We start from the raw sequence: 21,076 nt of genomic DNA, 5'->3' as shown, positions 1-21,076 counted from the left end.
AACCTCTGGCTGAGCTAAATATGATTAGAACGAGACAGCTGGGACACAAGGGCACCCCAGCCTGCCGAAAGCTTAACGTTTAGTCTGCACTTTTAGTGAAATACAGACTGTCTTTCACCCGAACGCCGGTACTTGGGTCAGTGACATACCAGGTTAGCTCATAATCTCCGGCCTCAAACCAAGCAGGAATATTTAGATAATTTCTAGTGTAGTCCTTCGCCTCAGAATAATTTAGCACCACATCCCGTGACTTATGGATGGGATAATTATCCCCGTTGGGAAATTTAAGTACACTCCACTGTTCGAGTGTCACCAAAGATTGCGTAGAATCTAAATTACGAATACTTGCATCATAATTGACTCTCCCTCCGTAAGAAGGAACTGAAAACTCGGCAGGTTCGTCAAGTGCAATTGTTAACTGAGTATCAGAGATATCACCTTCAACTTGCAATCTAAGGCCCGATAACTCTACATAGCCACCGGACACAGTGAAATTAATCTCACCTTTTCTGTCAAGAAGATTCTTTGGTAATATATTATTGCCATCCATACAATAATTGAAATCTTGCAACTGCCTAATGGGATTAGGATTTTCTGGAGTTGGGAGAATAATGGGATAAAATAAAGGTACCGAAATCCATTGACTAACTACAGGCGGGTAACCTGGGGATTCATTTTCTACTATGAAACCTGCATAGTCCGCATCTCCACCATTAACTTCAGCTTGGATACAAAGCCTTTCAATACTATTGAATTGAAAGCCAATGTCTAACTTCACCTCATGAGTAATTCCATCCTCCATCATGAAAGGATACGGTTCACTCAGGTGTACTGGGGCACTGATCATGTCTGCCTGTACGGATGCCGATGCGCAGATTAAAGTAAAGCCAGCGATGGATTTTCTCAACACAGTATTGTGCAGAGGTTGATTTATACTCAGCTTTTTCAAAATAACAACTCACTCAATATATTATGAAGTATAACAATTCTTCCAAATAGAGTAGCTGGGACACAAGAGCGTCCCAGCCTGCCAGGAGCTTAAAGCTTAGTCAGCACTTTTAGTGAAATACAGGCTGTCCTCTACCAGATTCCCGGTGCTTGGATTAACCACATACCAAGTCAACTCGTAGTCTCCAGCCTCAAACCAAGCAGGTATATTGAGGTAATTTCGCGTGTAATCCTTTGCTTCAGAATAATTCAATACGACATCCCGTGATTTATGAATGGGATAATTAGTCCCATTGGGAAGTTTGAGCACACTCCATTGTTCGAATGTAACCAATGATTGCGTATAGTCTAAATTACGAATACTTGCATCATAATTAACTCTTCCCCCATAAGAAGGAACTGAAAACTCAGCAGGTTCATCAATTTCGATCGCCAACTGGATGTCAGAGGATTCACCTTCGACAACTAGCTCAACGTCCCAGAACTCTACGTAACCATCAACCGCTTCGATTGAAAACTTAACTTCCCCATCGAGAAGGTGTTTCGCCAAGAGAGAATTTTGATCTAAACAGAGACTAACATCCTGTAGCTCTGAGACAGGGTTGGGATTTTCCGGAGTTGGATCATCGGCGGTGTAAACCATAGACATAGGATACAATATCTCATAGGACATATGGCAGGGTTTAACATATTCCGGTCCTACAATAACAGCCATCCTGTCAGCATTTCCGCCTTTAACTTTAGTTTTGAAACAAACTTTTTCAATGGTATCAAACTGATGGGCAATATCTAAATCCACCTCATGCTCAACTCTATCTTCGAAGCTGAAGGGATACGGCTCACCTAGATCTATTGTTGTACTGATCGTATCTGCCTGAACTAATGTCGACGCGCAAATTAAAGAGAAACCAGCGATAGAATTTTTCACTACAGCCTTGTATCGAGGGGATCTATTTGTCAATTTTTTCAAAACTACATTCCATTACATACATTTTGAGACACAAAAATACTTCGAACATTTTTTATAACCCAATCCTGATTAAGTGCGACCCATGCTTTGGTAATCGGTATTTATCGCACGTCTTAGATAGCTCCAAACTACGAAAAATAGATTTACAGAGCACAAACCTCAAAATCAGTAGGCTAAAAATGTTCGAATTATTCTATTCGATCATTTCCTTATACCTCAAAATTTTTACCTTAGTATCCGTACCATCTAAGCCAACAACTAAAACAACACGACTAACTAATCTGATTATCCCAATAAATCCCATTCAACGCGCTTAACATCTGCGTAACCACCCCAGCCAAATCGCTGCTTGTGTCGCCAGTAATCTGCGGCAAGGTCGCGGGGCGGTTGGCGATCTGCCAGCCGCTGTTGCCTTTTACATACAGAAGACCATCCGCCTTATTCAGGGCCACTTTTGCGGGGAAAAATTGCCAGTAGCCCGGGTCTGCCACATAGCGCGCGAGCTGGCCGTCTTTTCCGGACCAGGCGCCAGTGCCTGCGGCAACTAGATAGCGATCGCCATCGCTTGCAGAGCCCGGTGGATCATTCTGTATGGCCTGCACTTCCAGCTGTAGCAGTGTGTCGGTGGTATCCAGCGCTTGGTTAAGGCTGGCGGCGGGGTCTAGGGTGCCTTCCTGGGCGTAGGGAATACCGTTATTGGGTGTGTTGCTCATGGGGTTTGGTTCCTGCTTATATGCCGATTTGTGTCATCAGGCCTGGGCCGGTGATACTGTTTAGCTGGCTGACTTTAATCGTGGCGGTGCCTGGGTCTGCAATGGATAAAGTGGTTGCTGTGGTGTCTGTGCTTTGGCCGTTGACCGTTACCCGGTAGCCGGCAAAAAACTGGCTTTGATCGTAGGCGGCGCGGCCACCCAGGCGCCCTACTCCGAGCCATTGAATTACCAGCTGGCCATTTGCGCGGTGCGCATTGAGATTGGCCGGGGCGGGTTCGGTATGGCTGGCACCGATGAAGGTGCCGCTGGTGGTTGTCTCTTTGCCACTGCCAATACTGGTGGCGCGGAAGGTGAGTGTCTGGCCGAGGTTGTAGCGCTCGGCGGGAATAAAATTCAGCGTGTTGGCTCCAGTAATATAAAGCGCGTGCCCGCCGGGTGGTTGGCTGGTGCGGTGCCGAGGCGCCCGCGCAGGAAATAACCGATTTCCCACACGCCGGGGCTGATTTCTTCGGCCTCGCCAAAGCTGACGATTTCATTGCCGATCAGCGCCCTATTCTGGCGGTTTAACAACTCGGCCAAGGTGCGGTTTTCCAGCGCGTCGCCACTATCATAGAGGCGTAGCTGTACGCGGTTGTGCGTATCGGGGATTTCCCGCTTGTGGCTGGCGAGGCTGGTAGTGAGCTCGCCCATCACCGCTTCAATATCAGTATTATCCGATTCTATATAGTTCTGCCCCCCGTCGAGGGACAGAGCCACTGTGGCACCGGCCCAGGCGCTGTTGCTGCCGGCAATGGCCACGTAATAGCCCAGCTGTAAATCATCACCGCTGGCCAGTATGGGCGCGTCGATAAATTCGATATACGTAGAGCCCGGCACCAGCTGCACCGGGGCCGGTGGGGCCATAGGAGCTACGCCGAAGGCCTGTGATTGATAGGCGCTTTTGCGGTCGTGGATCAGTTTGTATTTTTGCTCGCCGTTATCCAGGGAAACTTCATCAATTCGGCAACGATCCCCACGGAACAGCACCACGTCACCGGGGGTCAGTTTTAAGTAGTTATCCGGCAGGGTGATTTCAAAATCGCCGCGCTGCTCTTCGATCATCACCTTGTGCATAATCACGGCGATCTGCGCGGCCTGGTCGGTCTCTAGTACCAGCGGGGTTTCAATATTCTTTTCCCCCTCGCCACGTGTATCGATGCTGCGATCACTGGTCTGCTTACAGGTATCGATACCGCCTTCAGCATCGTAATAGTTCAGGTTTAAAACCCGCACAATTTCCTCGGGGGAGCGTCGGGTTTTCTCGTCGTCGCTATCGCCGATCAAATCGTTTTCGTCGATGGTCATTACCAGCTCGGCACCGCGCGGGGTAAATACCAGGGAATCGCCGCGATTGACCGGATCAAAAAAGAACGCCTTGGCCAGCTCCTGAATATGCTCGAACGCGGGGGCCTCGTTGCTGATCTGTATCCCCGAGACATAACCCTCCAGCAGGGTGGTATCGAATTTGCCAAACGGCAGGCCGGCGCGCTCGCAGATCTCTGCAACCACGGCATAGAGGGGATAAGGCATAAATCGCTCTGAGTGATTTGAGGTTTTCTATTCAGGACTTTTCAGCAAAAACTGGAAACGGAAATTGCGGCTCATACCGATTTTCACCAGGCCGGGGCTGTTCACATTGCTGGCCAGCAGATACTCAGTGCCGTAGCGGTCGCGCTGCTGGCGATAGTAGAGATTGCCGTTTTTTAAGTAGGCAAAAATGACATCACTATTGCCGGTCTGGGTGCTGCGCTTATCGTCCAGGGAAACCCGTGGGGTAACAAAGCCCGCGAAGGTTGTTGTTGCCTGGGCGCCCTGGCTGGAGTCATACCAGTACAGCTTGGCCGTGCCGGCCTCTACGTAAGCAATCACTGGGCGCATATTCTGGTCGAAGGCCAGACTGACCTCGGTGATATTGTTACCAGTGATCACCGTGCTGGCCCGCACCTGCTGGGCATCCAATACGATGGCTTTGCCATCCTCCAATACCCGCGCGCGCCAGGTTTGGAAATTCAGCCCTCGGCTGGGATCTTGCAGGGCAATACCGCCGCGCTGGTAATCGGTAATATTTCGCACCGGTAGGGCGGCGCCGCCGATAAAGGGGCTGGCTACCGGCTGGCTCGATAAGGTGTTTTCAGGCAGCGCCATTTCAGCCTCGCGCCCAGCTGTGGGTAAAGGTCAGGGTCAGGACTTTGTTGCTATCTTTGGGTATGGCGGCACCATCACTCACGCGGTCAAACTGGACTTGCCAACAAGTCCAACCGATATAAGTGACAAGCGAGCGGATACCGCCGATATTACCGTTGCTTAAGCCCCAAGAATTTTGCACAGAGGCCTGCAGGCTGCTGTCCGCATAGACCAGAGGTTGGGCGACCCCAGCACCTGTAATGCCATCGGGAAACCCCGTTACATCGCCCAGCTGACCAGTTTTCGCGAATGGCGCCTGAGCATAGGAGTTAGCCCGCCCCAAAGCCCACCCGCCATTGTTGATGGTGCTAAAACCCGCTGGGCGGGCTGTGTAGTTGTAGCTCTCACCATCGAGAGTAATCTGCCCGCCGGTATCAGAAAAGTCTGGATAGACGCGCAGCTCATAGGTCACATCCAAATATTCATCTGAACGCACGGTAAGGCTCGCGGGGTTACCATCGGCATCTTGTATCAGTGCACGGGAGAAGACATAGGGGTTACTGTTACCACTCCAACCTACACCCACTTCCGACAAGTTGCCCGCGGCGTCCCCCGGGGAAAAGCGCAGCGTATTGGAAAAATAAGCAAAATAAGGCTGCTGGGTAGTCTGTACCCCACCGCTTTGGCTCTGGCCATCCCCAGTAACACCGACAATCTGATTCATTCCACTATCGCTGGTCTGTGGGGTCGCGCTACCGCTACCCACATAGCAATAGCTCATAACCTCACTGATGGAATCTATACCCAGCCGATTTAAGCCGATATCGGTGATCAGATTTTCAAACTCGGCACACCGTTGGCGGCTGCCGGGAATTTCTTTCAAGCCCGTTGGCGTTTCCACAGCCTTGAAGATTTCCAGTTTGTAAAAACCGCGCACGCGGTTATGGGTGTGAATCATTGAAGGTCTCCCGATACGCCAGCAAATGTTGCAGTAATGGATTCTGTACTGGCATCGCCATAGGTAATTAATGCGCGGCGCAGCTCGCCGGATACCCCAACCAGTGACGCCGCTATTTTTTCTGGTGAGGCGTGGTCATAGCCACGTAAAGTGGAGCGCAGCTCACCGGCGACGCCGACAAATGCTGCCCCGATTTTTTCGTCCGGGTAGTGGTCATAGCTACGCAAAGTGGGACGCAGCTCACCAGAGACCTGTACCAGGCTGCTTGTGAGGTTGTCACGGACTGCAGCACCGGGTGCGGGCCGCACCTCGGCAAACTCCGCACCCAGTGCATCCACAGACTCCAGCGGGTAAGGCTTGCTAGTAAGGGTAAAACCCTCAGAGCGCTCCACTTCAAACGCATACTGCGGAATGGCACCGCCGGTACTGGTGAGGTTTTCGTTATCGATCACCAGGTAACAGGTGCCGCGATGCGCGGGTACGTTACTGATACCAAAGGCGGCCTGCAGTACTGCCGAGGGCATCTGTTTAAAGCCACCGAGGAAAAACTCGGCTAGCTGTAAAAACGCCTGGTTATTATCGATCTGCGTGGGGTCAGCGCTGTCGCGGTCATAAACTAATTCGTTGTTGCGCCAGACTTTGCAGATACCGGTAATAGGGCCTTCGCAAATGCGAATGGCGTAGGTTCTATAAACCTCTTCATTAACGACTTCGGTCTTACCGCCGCCTTTACCGCTTTTTTGCTTTTGTTTTTTCTTAACAATTTTTGGCGGCGTGGTGGCGATAATATTGCCGATCACCGGCTTTACCCGCCCAAAAATAATCTGACGCGGCACCCCAGCCTTGCTGGTCTGCAGTTGGATCTTGTCGAACTTGCGCCCTTGAATCGTAGTGGTGCCGAATATTAAAGCGCCCATGGCGAGTACACCTCCACCAGTAGCCGGCGCCAGCGCGCATCCAATACATGCTCTCTGCAATCCTGATCGGCGTGGGCATGGATTAAGGAGAAATCAGCGGAGCTTCCAAGCGGGTAATCGCCAAGAAAACCCACATGGCTGGGATCGCTGCGCTGCGGACTTTTAAAAACGGCGATATCACCAGGCTGCCATAAATCCTCGGCAATAGGATCACCGAAACGCGCGCGCATTTTGCGGCGCACGCCATCTTTCCAGGGCTCGCGGCCGTAGTGTTTTTCATCTTCGATTTCCAGGCCGGCGGCGCGCAAGCTGAGCACAATTAAACCCACGCAATCCACCGCCCAGGCGGTGCGGCCCCGGTGGCGCCAGCGCACACCAGCAGCCACCAGACCGCGGGCAAAGGCCAGTGTGTCGATTCTTTGTTGTTGCATTAGCGTTGCTGCTGGCTGGTATTTCTGGAATTGTAAGAGGAGCCACCACCGGTACTGCCGGGCACACCGGCGCCGGGGGTATCACTGGCCTGGCCGATGGGAATTAGGTTTTCACCCTTAAAATCCAGGTGATTGCCGTACACATCGCGGCAGACAGAAAAGGTCTTGTCGCAGTCCGGGCGGATCTCTAATTGATCACCCACGGCTACCGCAAACGGCAATGGTTCTATCTGGGTGATCTGCCCACTGGCAGTATCGACTGCTTCCACCTGATACAGGCGCGAGGAGATGTTATTGCCGCTTTTCCAACGCACTCGCCAGCGCTTGGCGGCGGTGGACAGGCTGGCAATATTGCCCACCACATAGGTGACTTTTGGCTCATCAGCATTAACAGCAGTGACGGTGGCGGACTGCCACAGGGCTTCCGCATTCACACCGCAACCGGTCTGGGAATTGGCCGGGGTGCCAAAAATCGCGCGGCAGGTGACGGAATCCACATGGCCGATCGACTGGCGCAGGCGCATGGCGTAGCTGAGTAATTCCGGCATAAAGACCGTATTGCGCGCGGTGCGCACCTCGCCCACATCACCGCCATCCAATAACAGCGCACCCATTGACAGATCGCGGTAATTCACCAGAACCATGGCCCACTCCGCCCCGTCCAATTCGCCGCGCTCTGCCATGGCTACGGTGATACCGGGCACGTCGGTGCTATACAGCGAATAGCCCTCGGCGTTGTCCACATCGAAACTGGTATCGCTGGCAATAATGCTGGAATCAAAACCGTTCTGCGCGTAATAGGTGAGCCCTTCAAACTCGATATCGCGGTCCAGAGTAGTGGCGCCAAACTGGCGGCCATCGGTGAGGGTGATTTTTAATAAGCGGCACAGCGTGGTGACGCCGCTGTCCAGGTGGGCCTGGAGTGCTGGGGGAATCTGTCTCACAGGCGAATCTCCAGCAGTTCCACATTGCCATTCAGTACCGGCATTGCCTGGTGGCGATTGTCGATACTGAAACCGATCTCATCATCCTCAAAGCGCACCGGCACATCGAATTCCCCGCTCCAGGTAATTTCCGCATCGTTATCGGCGCTGAGCTGCACTTGGCCCGTGGTGTAGTCGATACTGGCGGCCACCGGATTGCCATCGGCAAAAATGGTTACCCGGCCGATCACCGGCTTCGCTATTTTTCGTTGATAGGAAAAAGCACCGAATATATATTTTTTTACCAGCTGGTAGCTCTCACTGCTGCCAGTACCGAAACCAATCACTTCCCGCTCCGCTTCAAAATCGCTGGCGTCTTTAAAACGAAAACCAATCAGGGCACCCATGCAGGCGTGATGGGCGGCGACCACGATTTGATGGTCGGCATAATCCAGGTTTTTAAACAGCACCGAGTAACGGCCCAGCGGGCGCTCCCACTCCGCATTGCGGCGCTCTACCCCGCTGCGTAATTCTTTGATATCGGTTTTATAGCGGTGGCCGTATTCGGAACCGTAGGCCACTTTTTCCAGCAGGCGACTTTCATTAAACATTAAGAGCCGAGCCTCCTGCGGTTTATCCGTTGTTTACGCTCGCTCTCGCGGGCGAGCTGTGTGGCAGTGCGATTATTTACCGTGCCATCGACGCGAATATTCTGCGTCATGGAAACCGGGCGGCTGTAATCCCCTGCACCACCACCGCTGTGCATACCCGCTTGAATCATGGTCAGGGTGCGGTCCAGTTTTGCGCTGGTTTCCGAGGTGGTTACCCGCTCGCCTTTTTGCAACAGCCAGGTGCCGTCTTCCGGCACGGCATCGATACCGTCGTGGGCCATACCGGTAATTTTTGCCGCAGCTAAACCGCCGGTGACATAGACCGCACCGGCTGCCGCTGCACCCAATACCGGGCCGATATAGGGAATAGAGGCCATCGCGTTATAAGCACCCATGGCGGCATCCTGGGTATTAGCGATTACGCTCTGCAGGGCATTGCGTTTTTTCTCATCCAGCAAGGCCCCGCCGATAGAAAGAGCCGCGCGCATATAGGCCGCCTCTTCGCCCTCCATGCCTGAGTAATAATCCGAGGCCACTTGCATCAATACGCTGTAACCATCCAGCTGCTGCTGGCGACGTAGCTCTTCATTAGCCTGGGTGATTTCGGTAAGGCGTTCTTCGTACTGCTGCCGCAGGGATAATTCCTCTTCATCCCAGGTGGCATTGAGGTCGGCGCGCTCACTGCGGAATTGCTCCTGCATTTGCAGTTGAGTGGAATACCAGTCTTCCAGCTCGGTGCGCGCGGCTTCAACATCCTCACCACTGCCGAAACCGCCCAGGGTTGGGCCGTCTTCGGTGGCCGCGTCGGCGATACGGCCGAGGGTGCTAGCTCGCTGCTCTTCGGTCAGGCCGGCCATGGCATCGACGATGGCCAGGCGCTCGCGCATCTGATCGGTGAGCACTTCTTCGTCGGTGCGCAGATCCCGCAGCAGGCCGGCATAGGCTTCCTGATTGCGCTGCAGGGCCTCGGCTTCTTCCTTGGTGGCTTTAAATTCAGTGCCGAGTTCTTCGATCATCTCATTAAAAATCAGCCAGTGATCTACTGGCGGAAGTAGCTCGCCCTCCGGGTTCGCATCAGTAACCAGGCTGGTATTTTCCACTAGCCCGGCGGGAGCCGGTGATGAGTTTCCGGTAATTTTTGAGCGCGGTTTGTAATAGGTATCAATCGCGGATTCCAGCCGCGCCAGCTCCGCTTTTAATTCCTCATCATTCCAATATTCCACCACGCCTTTAGGGCCGAAGAAGCGCAGGCGCTGGCCGAGGTCATTGCTATCCAGCACGTCGCGAATGCGTTGAGCGTCCCGCTCCAGGCGTACAATATCGTCGGCATGGATGCCCACAGTAATTGCGGCGAATTCGTCGGCCAGATGTTGAACCGTGTTCACCGTATCGGTGACCACTTTGGAAACTGCGGTAAAGCCTTTAATCAGACCATTGGTAAGCGCAGCAGCCGCCTTCTTGGTAGCCGGATCTTGCAATAGTGCAGTCAGCTCCTGCAGGGCCGCTTTCCCCTCATTGAGCCCGCCCTCGGATTCGAGCAGATCGCCAAAGGCGTTCTGGGCCTGCTTTAATGCCCCACCAAAAGTATCGGCAGCCGCCTCGGCAGCGCCACCAAATTGCTTTTCCAGCTCTTCAAGGATCAGCCCCTGCGCCTCAGCAATGCGACCGGATTCCACCAGGGCTTCAATAGTGCTTTTCTGCGCGTCGGTAAACTGAATACCGGTACGGCTCAGGGCTGAAATACCCTTAATTGGATCATTTAGCGCTTTGCCCAGCTGTACTGCCGAGGAACGCAGATCCGTACCCATGGCCACGGACATATCCAGAATCGCCGGGGTAGCCCTTTTAAATACCTCGCCATGGATATTGGTAAAGGTCAGCAGCAACGCTTCCATTTCCATCACAGCTTCATCGCCAAAGGTAGTGAGCTGCTGCATGGTGCCGGCGAGGTTTTGCAATTCCTCCGAGGAGAGGCCGGCCGCACCCTCGGTGGATTTAAGGCGCGCTTCCAGCTGACGTATGGCGTTTTCCTGGCGGATAGTGGCCTCAATAATCTCCTTGGCGCCCACTGCCGCACCAATCGCGGCAAAGGCAGCCCCGATAGCCCGTGCGGCGGTTTGGCTGCTCTTTTTAATTTCCCGCATACGTTTATTCGTATGGCGGGTGGCCTTATCCAGTCCCCTTTCAAAGCCGCCCACTTTGGCGATTAAATCCAGCGTTAATGTGCCCAGGCTTTTTAGACATAGCTATCCACTGGCCCCTAGGACCAGCTTTTCATCGCCTCTTGCAGCGACAGCTCTGGCTCTTCCTCGTGGGGCATAAAGTCGGTAATTTTTACGGGGGTGCCTTTACCGCGATGGGTATTGGCATAGAGTGTGGCGAGTAGTGCCGATGACCTTTCGATTCGCATCCCCGGATGTAGGGAGCCGCGTTTTTTGCGGTAGAGTGCCCAGCGTTGCACCTCTTCATAGCTGAGTCGCTGCTGGGCCTCGGCGATGGTGCAACCGCCGATACCATTCAGCACCAACTCATGCCAGAGTTCGTCTAGCTCGCTGAGCTGGGCGTCTTTCCCAGATTATTGACCGCGCCGATTTCCAATAGCAGGGCCTGGGTCAGATTCGCACTGAGCGGGCCGCGCTGCGGGTCTGCCTCACCGGTAATATCCGCCGGGGTAAACACCGGCTTGCCCTCGGCATCGACAATACAGGCAGCGATCCGCCCGGCAATCACATCCCCCTCACCACGCAGCGCCGCCACATCACTGACGGCGCTGTGATAAGAGAGTCGGCGGACATAAACGGTTGCCGACAACTCCTGTTCACCCTGCTTCCAGGTAATGGAACGCTTCACAGGCGCACCGGAAAAAGCCCCCTGCTGCTGCAGGGATTCGATGGATAATTCCATAGTTACGCCCTTAAGTTGAAGACTTAACCGTCCAGGCGGAACCGCCGCTGCGCTGGATCGACATTTCACCAGTGACCAGACTGTTCTGCTGGAAATCAAAGGGGAAGTCGGCCACATAGCCCTCAAAGGTGAACCAGGTGCGCGTAGTTGGTAAGGTCCACTCGCCGGTTGTCACCGTGGGCGCCTCGGTGCCATCACTCCAACCCACCGCCCATTTCATATTTTCCACGGTGTCATCCTGGGACAACTCATGCAGGCGTTTATGGACCGCATTTCTCGGATCAATTTTGAGGCCCACCGACGCCTGCCCCGGTGTACGCAGGCCCCGTTTGAATTTTTTATCCAAGTCCTCCAGAGAGGTATCGTCGAGCTGATCCGCCGGATTGCCGCCGGGGTTAAAAGAGTTCAGCCCGGTCACTTTCTTCACAGAGTCATCTGCCGGGTCGATAAAATAGATATTGGTGCCCTGAGCCAATTGAGACATAGGGGTTCTCCCGTTGCTTTAATAGAAATGAAAGTCCGACGCAGGGGTGCGTCATTCAGTGGAATATTGGGCGGTATAGGTCAGGCGCACCTCGCCCAGCGGGTGATCCTGATCTAAGGCGAAACCGGTTTGTGAGAGCGCAAAAATTTCACAGGTACCCCCCAGGGTTCGATCCTGCAGGACGCCCTCTACATCCTCAGAAGCCTGATCCAACAGTTCATAGATATCTCCCCGGCTGTGCACCACCACCGAAACGACAAGATCCAGCTGGCGGGTAGTACCCGAGAGTTCCTGTTCTGCTTGTTCTGTGGCAAAGCCCACAAAAATGGCCGGCAGTTTTTCCCGCTCGATGCCTTCCGTGGTGCCCGCTGAGGGGAAGTTGTAGCCGGATAGGATTTTCAGGTTATTTAGAACGTCATCGCGGATGGTGATGCGTTGGGTCATTGGGATTACTCCAGGAATTTTGGGCATAAAAAAACCCGCTGGTGCGGGTTTGGGGCATCAATAATTCGACAGTATCTTTACACTGCCCACCTATTCATGAGTTTAGTTATTAGCTTGTCGCAGGCCTATAAATGCTTTATTCAATTCAGTTTCAATAACCTCCTGGTAAAATGAAAGGAATTGATCAATTCCACTTTCATCTGTTGGATTTTCATAAGGAAAGGGGACTCCCTTTACTCTATGAAAATAAACCCCAACACCTTTGCTTTCGTACTGACCCCTCTTAAAAATCCACATAATGGGTGGTGAGTAAGCCATATCATTGGAGTCAGGTGTTAAGGCATATGACCCATATTGATTATAAAACTCGCGTGGCTTGATACTAATTGCTCCGAAGCAATCGCCCTGCAGCCAATTCCCCGTGATCGAACCATGCTCCATAACTAGGAGAAGGTCAAAATCATTCATGATTTTTCCAAATGCGACACGATTGATATCTAAAACTTCCGCAGTATTCGACCGCTTATGTCGTACAGTCAAAACTTCGGAATTGGCCCCATAATCTCGAATATCTACTTCCGTCGCATCCAACCCCAAAGTCTGTAAGTAAGGAATACTTGTACCCACAACAACTTCTCTATGATTAAAAATGTCTGAGTATTTTTTACCAAATAAACACACATCGTCACTGGAATTAAATACAATTCCAACCTTGCTTAGAGGTCGATATTCACCAGAAATTCTATGAGTAATGCTCGCAGATTCACAACCGATCACAAATAACATTACAACTAAAATAGGAATAAACTTCATTACATCTCCTTGACTTCAACAACCGACATCAACCACTGGAGGTCAGGTCCACACCCATATCATGACTTATTTCATCATACATCACCCAAACCTTACCATGTCAATTTTAAAGTTTTATCAAGCCACCCAGGGGACTGCAACTGGTCTTATCCGCCAGAAATTAATCCTACTCCCTCAATCTCTGCCGCAGCCTGATCCAGTAAGTCATAGATATCCCCCGGCTGTGTACCACTATCGCTACCATAAGATCCTGCTGGCGGGTAGTGCCTGAGAACTCCTGTTCTGCTTGTTCCGAAGTAAAACCCACAAAGATTGCCGGCAGCTTTTCCCGCTCGATGCCTTCAGTGCTTCCAGCTGAGGGAAAGTTGTAGCCGGATAGGGTTTTTAGATTGCTTAAAACGGCATCGCGGATTGTTATGCGTTGGGTCATTGGGACGCACTCCAGGAATTTTGGGCACAAAAAAAACCCGCTGGAGCGGGTTTTGGTATTTGTATTACTACAAACAGATTCTTCAAAATCTAAAAGCGGATTGAGTCTATCCAGGGTCTATTTGTTTCATCACAGGTATACTCCATTTTCACTCCCTGCCCAGAAGTCTTAGCAGTAACTAACAATGAAAATTTTTGATCAAACTCAATAGCCTTTTCTCGACTCATCAAATATCTTGTGGGATATGTCTGATCTGGACATACATGCTCCCCACCATTTTTTTCGAGCCAAACATGAACCTCACCATTCTTCCAAGAATATACATGCTCAACTTTATAATAATTATCATTGCCAAGTGACAAAGCATCAATTGAAACTAGGCAAGCCACAGCTGTAAATATAACTTTCTTCATATCAACCTCATTCAACCATCCAACATTATCAATACTAAAACCAATCAATTCAACTATGACAACAAGAAACCACAACCAGCAACATGATATACCCCCTATACTCTAGCCTCATTGGATCGAAAGCTTACTTCTAGCATTTCTATTTATACCCACCAATAAAAAGCTAGGGCCAGTAAAACTCAGCATATATTAACTTATGATCCGGAAAACATTCCCCATCAATACATAAAGCATCTTTCGCCCCTGCAGACATAACAGGAATCGGATGCTTATTTAAGGCTCCAGCAGGCAATACTTTTTGTTTGATTTGACCACCTGGCGAATAGTAAAAAATATAGTCTATCTTATGACTATCCTTCAAAGTATTTCCGCCACCAACGGAATCTTTTATCTTGTAATGGTATGTCTTGTTTATTGGTTGTGTGGCCTCGATCGTTCCCTCGAAGTGCTTTTCAAACAAATCTATCAATTGATCATAGTATTCCGTGCCAAATTTAATATTAAAATCTCCAGCAAATATTATTGGCCTAGGCGTCTCCTCATATACAACCTTCATTTCAGTCAACATTTTCCGTGCATCGTCAACTGCCAGATTCTTATCGGTATCATGATGAGTAGCATGAATATTTACAAACCAAAGCTGCTTTCCTGGCTCAATTTCCAATAGAGTTGCGATGTATCCTCGCAAAAATTTGCTCCCATCCACTCTTTCCACTTCTCTAACCGTCTTATACTTAGTATCAAGAACATTAGGGCTTGTTACAATTGCATTTCCATTATAAACCCCTGCAGCTGCACCGTGAGATTGAGAGTTATCATAACCCTTCCCACCATCCATTGGCACCAACCCTAAAAAACGATTTTCGACTCCCGGTGAAAAATACTCATCAATCTCCTGAGTCAATGAAAATTTATCACCGCATGCCCTCTTAGTTTTGTTGTCCATTTCCTGAAAAGCAATAATAAAATCTTCATCCTTTACCACTTCTTCACTCAAATAATTTAAATATGCTTCAAACCTCCCTCTATACTTATAGTAATCATCCGCACAACTTAACTTAAAGGGATTTTCCGGCTTCTCATCTACATTTAAGTCGTAAAATGAAGTAAACCCAGACCATACATTATGGCTCACCACTTTAAAACTTGCCGCCTGGAGACTAACTGCGGATAAAGACAGGGTAATAAGCACAAACGGAAACAATAGACTTTGTATTTTTCTCACTATAAGCACTCAACAAATAAATCCATAACCAACATATAAGCCATTAAGCCTTAACCTGCCATTCAAATATCTCACTCCTAGAACACCAACAATAAACAGACATTCAACCACTATAAAGTCTACTTGCTAGGTTCGCCGCGCGATACGGGTGACAATTTAATTAACAGCATTACTCCCAAATACTAACCCACTCAATTTCATGAGCATCAGAGGCGATACCGCTAGACTCTTTTACATTTACACTTACCTTCTTTCCTGAAGCCTGCGCAGTTAGCAGAGTAGACAAAATACTTGCGTAAGATGACTCTGAGTTTTTAAGATATGCATATTTAACACCAACGCAATCTCCTTGGTAATTTACGTGAATACGCATTGTGTTCGCGTAAGCACTACCATTATCACGATTCGCTTGCACAGTGATGCCTTTAACATCAATATATCCACACTCTAAATATGCATACGATTGCATAGGGAAAGTAGAAAGAGCTACCAAACCGGAAATAACAAATAAAATTTTATTTAGCATAAACAGAGCACCTCATCTCATAAACTCTTGAAAGATATATTCTTTCACACTACCAAAAAAATGCACACAACTACATACATTAAGCTGTCGCGATCTACAGCATTACGACTTTACAATTATTCCCGTAACTACAGGGAACTCACCCTCAAAACAACCATTTACATTCAAATCTATTTCCTTATTTGCCATCATTGCCGCCAATGCCATACTAATTATTTTTTCATGCCCATGATTTGACTCATCTAGCCTTTTGTACTTTGTTGGCTGCGCTCCAGGACACTGAGATGCATCATCATTCTCAACGGTTATATAGCCATAATCTGTATACCAGCGAACATCGACAATTTTAGTGTTGTATATCCAAGCGGCAGATGCCTGAGCATGAAAGATTAGAAGAATAAAAAATAATACGTATTTCATAACTTATACTCAAAAGAAAATAACGATATGCTCCAAGAAACCTCTTCACATCTATCAACCTTATATCTCGCCCCTTCCCCTTAGATAAACTAAAAAAAACGGTCGATACATTCTGATAGACAGAAAGAAAATTGAATGTAAATCGGTTTCAGTACAGCTCTGCCATTCTCTCAGCTTCTCCTCTAATTATAAAGTCGCCACAAAATGCACCTCATAACTCAGCTACCAACACCCGCCAAACAACCCCATCATCCAACAACCGCTTGCGCACTGCATACTCCACACCGCCAAGCGTAACCACCGCCTCGGAGTTGTAAGCCCCTACCTCACTCACCAGCAGGCTTAACTCAATACGCGGCACCCGCACACGCTCATCCTCATCGAAGTCGTCAATCTCTTGATCCTTGATCACGCGGCAATCAATTGGCTCAGCACCGCTACCGTCTGTATAGGTAGCGGGCTTGCCCCACTTGCGAAACGCACGTTCTGCGGTTCGTTGGTCCAGGTCCATAAATCACCTAGACCTTCACGGTGCCCGGTACGCCGGTAAATTTGACCGCTAGGCTGGTAACGCCATCGCCGGCAGCTTCGGCGGCAAAGGCGGTGGGGCCAGTGATATCGCCGGTTGCGGCTGTTGCAGTACTATCGTCAAAGGCAGCTGCGGATACATCCCAGGTGAGCAACTCGCCCTGGCCAATCACTGCACCGGATACCTTGGGCACAGTGAATACGCCTTCAATAGCAATCACACCGGACTCACCCACGGCAATATCATCCATCGCCACGCCCAGCACTGCGCCTACTGCTAGCACCTGGCCTGAGGCAATCAATGCACTCGTGTTGTTGGTGAAATCCAGCATGCGCCCGTCTTGCACAAAATTAGTAGCCATTCTCTTTCTCTCAATTGAGTAAATTACTGTAAGCAAAAAGGCCGCGATGTGCGGCCCTTTTCGGATTCTTTAAGGTTTGATTCGGTTTGAGCTGGGTATTAGGTCTTAGGTGTTTTCACCATGCCTTTTGCATCCCAGGCTTTCGCAGCGGCATCCAGGCGCACTTTGAATTCTACCCCGTCGATATTCCAGCCGTTTTGCTGCTCCAGTACTGGGGTTTGCTGGCCATCCAGGTAAAGCACTTCGATAGTGTCGTGCGCTACTGGGTCGGCATTGAGGTACCAGCCATTGTGTCCGCTAAGGCGACCATCGGAGATCACGCTGGCAATATTGCGCACGCTGTTGGGTACAGTGTTGGATTTCTCAGCAGCTCCAACTTCAAATTCTGACTCCAGCGCAACCTTTGCGGCACCCTCGTCGGCAATATCACACAGCAGGAATTTGGGACGGATATTTAGGAAAGCGGTACCGTCCTTCTGTTTACCCATCAATACCCGCGCGGCATCGATGCTGGCTGTATTGATACCTGCCTTAGTAGCTAGGTTGCCATGATCGGTATGGAATAAGGCCTTGCCATCGGCCATTTGTGGATTATTGATCAGGATACTGAACACCAGGTCTCCCACTGTGCGAATAGCAGCAAGGCCCATCTTTTGCGGGATGCGGGTAAAGGCTCCCAGATCGTCATTGATAATCGCCTGGCGAGTAATGGAGAAGAGTTCACCGTAAGTAGCCAGCGCGGCAGTTTCGGCGCGCTCTCCGATACTTACATATTTAAATTCTGCTCCGGGTGCTACTTGGCGCAATGAGGGGAAGGTGCCAAGATCCGTACGAGTAGCTATCTTGAAATCGCTTAAATTTCCAGTGGCGGTAAACTGCGGGAATACTTCCTGGGCTTCCGAGTAGCCCTTCAGCATCGATTTATTAGCAATATTGCCCAGGACGGTAGCGAAGTCACCAGAGCTATGGATAAACGCTGCGGCAACCACGCCCATTTTATCCAGGCCCGCTAAATTCTGTCCGTGGGCGTGCATAAACATACGGGCAATTTCCAGCATGGTATAGCCGGCCAGACTGTTGCCTTCGGTGCGTTTCTCATCAAAGGCACGCATGGCAATGGCATTCTCAGCATCCGCCTTAATACGCTTGATACCCTCACCTTCCTGCACCACTACGCTGTAGCTTTGCACTGGGGTTGGGGTTTGGTTACCCAGGGCTGTGAGCAGTTTATCCTTGGCCTTTTCAGCGGTGCAGTCCATATCATTGAGACATTCCTGCATAACAACACTGTGCGCCTCGAATCCCTTAAAAACGGCTTTGATAGTGTCTTTGCGTTTTTCCTCATCCACTGCAAATTGTGCTCTGGCATCGGCAGCAATCTGCGCTTTCATTTCTGGGGTAACCTCGGGTGCAGCGGTTGCAGCTGGCATGGTGGAGGTGGTTGTAGTCATGGCTTGCGCCTCCTTGGTTTTGGGGGGATTGTCTGCAACCGCAGACGGGAATTTAAATTCAGTGGGCCCCTGCATAACCAAAGCACTAATAGCTTGCGGGGTATTTTTGAACTGGTTTAAGTGATCGGCATTAAAGCTGGCAGCCATTTCCATTGCTGCGGTGGTGTCGGTAGCAAAACCCGCTTCCACGGCTTCGGCGCCGGTATACCAAGTTTCGTCATCCATCACTTGGCTGATTTCCTCATCCGACATACCGGTGCGTGAGGAATACAGGCTTTTCATGGTGGTTTTGACTTTGGCCAGCAGGCTCTTGGTTTTTTCCAGGGCGCGCTCATCGCCTCGCACACCGGCGCTGGGGTTGTGCACCATGTAATAGGCATTCTCAGCGATATGAACCGTGTCCCCGGCTAAGGCGATCACACTGCCCATACTGGCTGCGATGCCTTCAATCCAGGTTTCCACCTCGGCTTTGTGATCTTTGAGCAGGTTGTAAATGGCGGTGCCATCGAACACATCCCCACCGGGGCAGTTGATATGCAGATTGATCTTGCTGACATCGCCTAGCGCTTTGAGATCTCGGGCAAAGTCTTTTGCCGTTACCCCCCAATAACCGATGGTATCGTACAGATAGATATCGGCTTCAGTCGCATTTGCAGCAGCGGTAATGCTGTACCAAGATTTTTTGGGCATAGCAGTTTCCTACTCGGATTCAGTATTTCCTGCGGGGACCGCAGCGCGTTTGCTTGGGGTGGTGATTCCGTTCTCTTCCAACTTCCTCTGCCAAGCAGCGGTTTGTTTAACAACGTCATCAGGTTTTTTGCCTCGGCGGCGAATGGTCTGCTGCGGGCTGACCAGAACATTTTCCAGCAGGGTTTCATCGGCGCTGGCTTCGTGGGCTGGATTAATCCAGGGCATGACCGGAGTAATAAAATCGACGTGCATCAGGGTGGCCGGGTCGACATCAGCGGGTACTTGAAAAGTGTCTGCTAATAAACCCATTTGCACCCAGCGCCGGGTGACCGGTTCCACGATCTCCTCGCAGAACTCCAGACTGAGGGTTTCGTAATTGGTCCACTGCTCCACCAGTTCCTGGCGCTGCGCACTATAAGTACCGTTGTAGTTTTTGCTGATACCGCTAAAGCTGGCCATGGTGCCGGCAGCAGCCATGCGGTGCATGGTTTCTAAAAATGGCGTTAGCAGACCGCTTGGGCGATTACTTTGAATGGTGCCGACAGATTCCCCGGGGCGGAGATCGTCATAGATGGCGCCGGCACGGATATCGAGAATGCGCTTTCCTTCACTATCCCAAGCATCATCATGCTCATAAGTATCAGGGCTGCCCTTTTGTATAAAACCCACCATGGCCGAGGCAATCTTGGCGGCAACGCGCTCGTTTTCTTCATAGTCTTTAATATCGTTGAGGCGATTCATTACCGCTGCAAAGATGGAAACCCCTCGGCTCTGGTGCAGCCGGCGCACAAATTTCAGGTGTTCGATATTTTCCGCACTGTGGCGCCTGCGTTTCATACGCCAGTTCAGTGAGGCACCGGGGTGCTCGTCGTAGAGCCAAAATGCCTTGGCTTCGCCCCAGGCGGATTTCTCAATGCCCTGCACTATGCGTTTGCTGGGATCGTTGTAATCCACCGGCAGAAAATCCGGTTCCAGGCATTCGATGGTGTAAGGCACATTGGTACGGTGCTTTAAACCGGGCACTGTGCCCTGCAGGTGCCGCAGTAGGGTTTCGCCATCGCGCAGCCAGGTATTGCACAAAAGCCGCTGGGATTTGCCCCAGCTGAACTGCCGGGTACATTCCAGGCGACGCGCCCATTCCTTGTGAGCCTCATTCATTTGGCTGGCGAGACCTTCGTGAATATCGCCATCCCAGGTTTTAGGTTGGAACTCCACATCGATACCGCGCGGGCCGACGATGTTGTTGGTCAGGGTAGTGAGAATGCCAAAGGCAAAATCGTGGTTTTGCTCCAGGTGCCGGGCCTGGCCGCGCAGGGTTTCCACGCTGCCTTCAATGACTAAATCCCCACTGCGGTTATCACCGGGGTTTTTCCGCAGGCGACTGGGTCGCGCGGCTTCATAGGCGGCGGCGATCTCCAGGGCGCGGCGAGCTTGCACGCGACGTAAAGCGGCCTCGGGTGCAAAGAACCCGATAACAGAATCCAGTTTGTTCATGAGTAAAAGTTCGCGTAGGCGGGTCCGCGGCGTTTGCCGGTAGCCTTGAGTTGTTCTTGCTGTGCGCGGCGTTCCCACTCCTGCCGACCTGAACGGATTTCCTGCAGGTTCTCCGCGGTAAATTGGCGGCCGTTAATCACCGTGGTTTTACCGGCGAGCACGTCTATTTCGGCCTCAATATAGAGGTCGACCATCTCTTGCGGGGTTTTAGACATTTAACTATCCAGTAAGGAGCCAACAGGCTGTGCTGGCCGGGGT

27 protein-coding genes are annotated in these 21,076 nt (G+C 50.8%); all 27 read right to left on the bottom strand.

The genetic code is table 11. The features are described from left to right. Positions 1-79: 79 nt before the first annotated feature. The 27 genes from ACJJIO_RS18095 to ACJJIO_RS17965 all read right to left on the bottom strand — a co-directional run bounded on the left by ACJJIO_RS18095 (position 80) and on the right by ACJJIO_RS17965 (position 21,033). Positions 80-949: an RbmA family biofilm matrix protein gene (locus tag ACJJIO_RS18095; RefSeq protein WP_444909341.1), complete on the bottom strand. Its 870-nt coding sequence runs from the start codon at positions 947-949 to the stop codon at positions 80-82. Positions 950-1,045: 96 nt separating this feature from the next. Next, complete coding sequence (locus ACJJIO_RS18090) at positions 1,046-1,918, bottom strand: RbmA family biofilm matrix protein (RefSeq protein ID WP_444909340.1); 873 nt, start codon at positions 1,916-1,918, stop codon at positions 1,046-1,048. A 272-nt stretch (positions 1,919-2,190) separates the two neighbouring features. Beyond that, complete coding sequence (locus ACJJIO_RS18085; protein ID WP_444909339.1) at positions 2,191-2,631, bottom strand: DUF2793 domain-containing protein; 441 nt, start codon at positions 2,629-2,631, stop codon at positions 2,191-2,193. Between the two features lie 16 nt (positions 2,632-2,647). Beyond that, positions 2,648-3,121, bottom strand: coding sequence for a hypothetical protein (locus ACJJIO_RS18080; protein ID WP_444909338.1), 474 nt, complete (start codon positions 3,119-3,121; stop codon positions 2,648-2,650). Beyond that, positions 3,025-4,200 carry a phage tail protein gene (locus ACJJIO_RS18075; RefSeq protein WP_444909337.1) on the bottom strand — a complete coding sequence of 392 codons (1,176 nt, stop codon included), beginning with the start codon at positions 4,198-4,200 and terminating at the stop codon, positions 3,025-3,027. The genes ACJJIO_RS18080 and ACJJIO_RS18075 overlap by 97 nt, the downstream gene beginning before the upstream one ends. A gap of 27 nt (positions 4,201-4,227) precedes the next feature. Further along, positions 4,228-4,815 carry a hypothetical protein gene (locus ACJJIO_RS18070; RefSeq protein WP_444909336.1) on the bottom strand — a complete coding sequence of 196 codons (588 nt, stop codon included), beginning with the start codon at positions 4,813-4,815 and terminating at the stop codon, positions 4,228-4,230. A 1-nt stretch (position 4,816) separates the two neighbouring features. After that, the gene (locus tag ACJJIO_RS18065) at positions 4,817-5,752 is read right to left on the bottom strand and encodes a hypothetical protein (protein ID WP_444909335.1); all 936 of its coding nucleotides are present in this window, start codon (positions 5,750-5,752) and stop codon (positions 4,817-4,819) included. After that, positions 5,749-6,669 carry a hypothetical protein gene (locus ACJJIO_RS18060; protein ID WP_444909334.1) on the bottom strand — a complete coding sequence of 307 codons (921 nt, stop codon included), beginning with the start codon at positions 6,667-6,669 and terminating at the stop codon, positions 5,749-5,751. The genes ACJJIO_RS18065 and ACJJIO_RS18060 overlap by 4 nt, the downstream gene beginning before the upstream one ends. Next, positions 6,657-7,100, bottom strand: a complete 444-nt coding sequence (locus tag ACJJIO_RS18055; protein ID WP_444909333.1) for an NlpC/P60 family protein — start codon at positions 7,098-7,100, stop codon at positions 6,657-6,659. The genes ACJJIO_RS18060 and ACJJIO_RS18055 overlap by 13 nt, the downstream gene beginning before the upstream one ends. Further along, complete coding sequence (locus ACJJIO_RS18050) at positions 7,100-8,044, bottom strand: phage/gene transfer agent baseplate hub protein (protein WP_444909332.1); 945 nt, start codon at positions 8,042-8,044, stop codon at positions 7,100-7,102. Before ACJJIO_RS18050 ends, ACJJIO_RS18055 begins: the two co-directional genes overlap by 1 nt. Then, positions 8,041-8,634, bottom strand: a complete 594-nt coding sequence (locus ACJJIO_RS18045; protein WP_444909331.1) for a DUF2460 domain-containing protein — start codon at positions 8,632-8,634, stop codon at positions 8,041-8,043. Before ACJJIO_RS18045 ends, ACJJIO_RS18050 begins: the two co-directional genes overlap by 4 nt. Next, positions 8,634-10,832: a phage tail length tape measure family protein gene (locus ACJJIO_RS18040; protein ID WP_444909330.1), complete on the bottom strand. Its 2,199-nt coding sequence runs from the start codon at positions 10,830-10,832 to the stop codon at positions 8,634-8,636. Before ACJJIO_RS18040 ends, ACJJIO_RS18045 begins: the two co-directional genes overlap by 1 nt. Positions 10,833-10,894: 62 nt before the next feature. Then, positions 10,895-11,158, bottom strand: coding sequence for a phage tail assembly protein T (locus ACJJIO_RS18035; protein WP_444909329.1), 264 nt, complete (start codon positions 11,156-11,158; stop codon positions 10,895-10,897). Between the two features lie 20 nt (positions 11,159-11,178). Beyond that, a complete protein-coding gene (locus tag ACJJIO_RS18030) occupies positions 11,179-11,538 on the bottom strand; it encodes a phage tail assembly chaperone family protein, TAC (protein ID WP_444909328.1) in 360 nt (119 codons plus the stop codon). Between the two features lie 10 nt (positions 11,539-11,548). Continuing rightward, on the bottom strand, positions 11,549-12,022 hold the full coding sequence (locus tag ACJJIO_RS18025; RefSeq protein ID WP_444909327.1) for a phage tail tube protein: 474 nt from the start codon (positions 12,020-12,022) through the stop codon (positions 11,549-11,551). A 51-nt stretch (positions 12,023-12,073) separates the two neighbouring features. Further along, positions 12,074-12,466 (bottom strand): hypothetical protein, encoded by a 393-nt coding sequence (locus ACJJIO_RS18020; protein WP_444909326.1) that lies wholly within the window; start codon positions 12,464-12,466, stop codon positions 12,074-12,076. A gap of 102 nt (positions 12,467-12,568) precedes the next feature. Then, entirely contained in the window at positions 12,569-13,279 is a 711-nt protein-coding gene (locus tag ACJJIO_RS18015) for a hypothetical protein (RefSeq protein ID WP_444909325.1), read from the bottom strand. Between the two features lie 166 nt (positions 13,280-13,445). Beyond that, positions 13,446-13,709, bottom strand: a complete 264-nt coding sequence (locus tag ACJJIO_RS18010; RefSeq protein ID WP_444909324.1) for a hypothetical protein — start codon at positions 13,707-13,709, stop codon at positions 13,446-13,448. A gap of 89 nt (positions 13,710-13,798) precedes the next feature. Next, entirely contained in the window at positions 13,799-14,122 is a 324-nt protein-coding gene (locus tag ACJJIO_RS18005; RefSeq protein ID WP_444909323.1) for a hypothetical protein, read from the bottom strand. A 163-nt stretch (positions 14,123-14,285) separates the two neighbouring features. Continuing rightward, entirely contained in the window at positions 14,286-15,347 is a 1,062-nt protein-coding gene (locus ACJJIO_RS18000; RefSeq protein WP_444909322.1) for an exonuclease/endonuclease/phosphatase family protein, read from the bottom strand. A gap of 169 nt (positions 15,348-15,516) precedes the next feature. Beyond that, entirely contained in the window at positions 15,517-15,873 is a 357-nt protein-coding gene (locus tag ACJJIO_RS17995) for a hypothetical protein (protein WP_444909321.1), read from the bottom strand. 102 nt (positions 15,874-15,975) lie between these two features. After that, positions 15,976-16,293: a hypothetical protein gene (locus tag ACJJIO_RS17990; RefSeq protein ID WP_444890038.1), complete on the bottom strand. Its 318-nt coding sequence runs from the start codon at positions 16,291-16,293 to the stop codon at positions 15,976-15,978. Between the two features lie 211 nt (positions 16,294-16,504). Then, a complete protein-coding gene (locus ACJJIO_RS17985) occupies positions 16,505-16,804 on the bottom strand; it encodes a head-tail joining protein (protein ID WP_444909320.1) in 300 nt (99 codons plus the stop codon). 7 nt (positions 16,805-16,811) lie between these two features. After that, entirely contained in the window at positions 16,812-17,183 is a 372-nt protein-coding gene (locus ACJJIO_RS17980; protein WP_444909319.1) for a capsid cement protein, read from the bottom strand. Positions 17,184-17,281: 98 nt separating this feature from the next. Next, on the bottom strand, positions 17,282-19,324 hold the full coding sequence (locus ACJJIO_RS17975) for a ClpP-like prohead protease/major capsid protein fusion protein (protein ID WP_444909318.1): 2,043 nt from the start codon (positions 19,322-19,324) through the stop codon (positions 17,282-17,284). 9 nt (positions 19,325-19,333) lie between these two features. Further along, positions 19,334-20,818, bottom strand: a complete 1,485-nt coding sequence (locus ACJJIO_RS17970) for a phage portal protein (protein ID WP_444909317.1) — start codon at positions 20,816-20,818, stop codon at positions 19,334-19,336. After that, positions 20,815-21,033 carry a DUF6148 family protein gene (locus tag ACJJIO_RS17965; protein ID WP_444909316.1) on the bottom strand — a complete coding sequence of 73 codons (219 nt, stop codon included), beginning with the start codon at positions 21,031-21,033 and terminating at the stop codon, positions 20,815-20,817. The genes ACJJIO_RS17970 and ACJJIO_RS17965 overlap by 4 nt, the downstream gene beginning before the upstream one ends. Positions 21,034-21,076 lie beyond the last annotated feature (43 nt).

The sequence above is a fragment of the Microbulbifer mixtoriginis (SeqCode) genome, assembly GCF_052467235.1.
This window is presented reverse-complemented; position numbering and strand designations above follow the sequence as displayed.

What these genes read in the sequence shown, in the direction of transcription:
- ACJJIO_RS18020 (WP_444909326.1), bottom strand. Translation starts at nt 12,466, where the DNA reads ATGACCCAACGCATCACCATCCGCGATGACGTTCTAAATAACCTGAAA.
- ACJJIO_RS18015 (WP_444909325.1), bottom strand. Translation starts at nt 13,279, where the DNA reads ATGAAGTTTATTCCTATTTTAGTTGTAATGTTATTTGTGATCGGTTGT.
- ACJJIO_RS17970 (WP_444909317.1), bottom strand. Translation starts at nt 20,818, where the DNA reads ATGAACAAACTGGATTCTGTTATCGGGTTCTTTGCACCCGAGGCCGCT.
- ACJJIO_RS18070 (WP_444909336.1), bottom strand. Translation starts at nt 4,815, where the DNA reads ATGGCGCTGCCTGAAAACACCTTATCGAGCCAGCCGGTAGCCAGCCCC.
- ACJJIO_RS18030 (WP_444909328.1), bottom strand. Translation starts at nt 11,538, where the DNA reads ATGGAATTATCCATCGAATCCCTGCAGCAGCAGGGGGCTTTTTCCGGT.
- ACJJIO_RS18055 (WP_444909333.1), bottom strand. Translation starts at nt 7,100, where the DNA reads ATGCAACAACAAAGAATCGACACACTGGCCTTTGCCCGCGGTCTGGTG.
- ACJJIO_RS18060 (WP_444909334.1), bottom strand. Translation starts at nt 6,669, where the DNA reads ATGGGCGCTTTAATATTCGGCACCACTACGATTCAAGGGCGCAAGTTC.
- ACJJIO_RS18085 (WP_444909339.1), bottom strand. Translation starts at nt 2,631, where the DNA reads ATGAGCAACACACCCAATAACGGTATTCCCTACGCCCAGGAAGGCACC.
- ACJJIO_RS17975 (WP_444909318.1), bottom strand. Translation starts at nt 19,324, where the DNA reads ATGCCCAAAAAATCTTGGTACAGCATTACCGCTGCTGCAAATGCGACT.
- ACJJIO_RS17985 (WP_444909320.1), bottom strand. Translation starts at nt 16,804, where the DNA reads ATGGACCTGGACCAACGAACCGCAGAACGTGCGTTTCGCAAGTGGGGC.
- ACJJIO_RS18010 (WP_444909324.1), bottom strand. Translation starts at nt 13,709, where the DNA reads ATGACCCAACGCATAACAATCCGCGATGCCGTTTTAAGCAATCTAAAA.
- ACJJIO_RS18005 (WP_444909323.1), bottom strand. Translation starts at nt 14,122, where the DNA reads ATGAAGAAAGTTATATTTACAGCTGTGGCTTGCCTAGTTTCAATTGAT.
- ACJJIO_RS17965 (WP_444909316.1), bottom strand. Translation starts at nt 21,033, where the DNA reads ATGTCTAAAACCCCGCAAGAGATGGTCGACCTCTATATTGAGGCCGAA.
- ACJJIO_RS18065 (WP_444909335.1), bottom strand. Translation starts at nt 5,752, where the DNA reads ATGATTCACACCCATAACCGCGTGCGCGGTTTTTACAAACTGGAAATC.
- ACJJIO_RS18025 (WP_444909327.1), bottom strand. Translation starts at nt 12,022, where the DNA reads ATGTCTCAATTGGCTCAGGGCACCAATATCTATTTTATCGACCCGGCA.
- ACJJIO_RS17995 (WP_444909321.1), bottom strand. Translation starts at nt 15,873, where the DNA reads ATGCTAAATAAAATTTTATTTGTTATTTCCGGTTTGGTAGCTCTTTCT.
- ACJJIO_RS18045 (WP_444909331.1), bottom strand. Translation starts at nt 8,634, where the DNA reads ATGTTTAATGAAAGTCGCCTGCTGGAAAAAGTGGCCTACGGTTCCGAA.
- ACJJIO_RS17990 (WP_444890038.1), bottom strand. Translation starts at nt 16,293, where the DNA reads ATGAAATACGTATTATTTTTTATTCTTCTAATCTTTCATGCTCAGGCA.
- ACJJIO_RS18075 (WP_444909337.1), bottom strand. Translation starts at nt 4,200, where the DNA reads ATGCCTTATCCCCTCTATGCCGTGGTTGCAGAGATCTGCGAGCGCGCC.
- ACJJIO_RS17980 (WP_444909319.1), bottom strand. Translation starts at nt 17,183, where the DNA reads ATGGCTACTAATTTTGTGCAAGACGGGCGCATGCTGGATTTCACCAAC.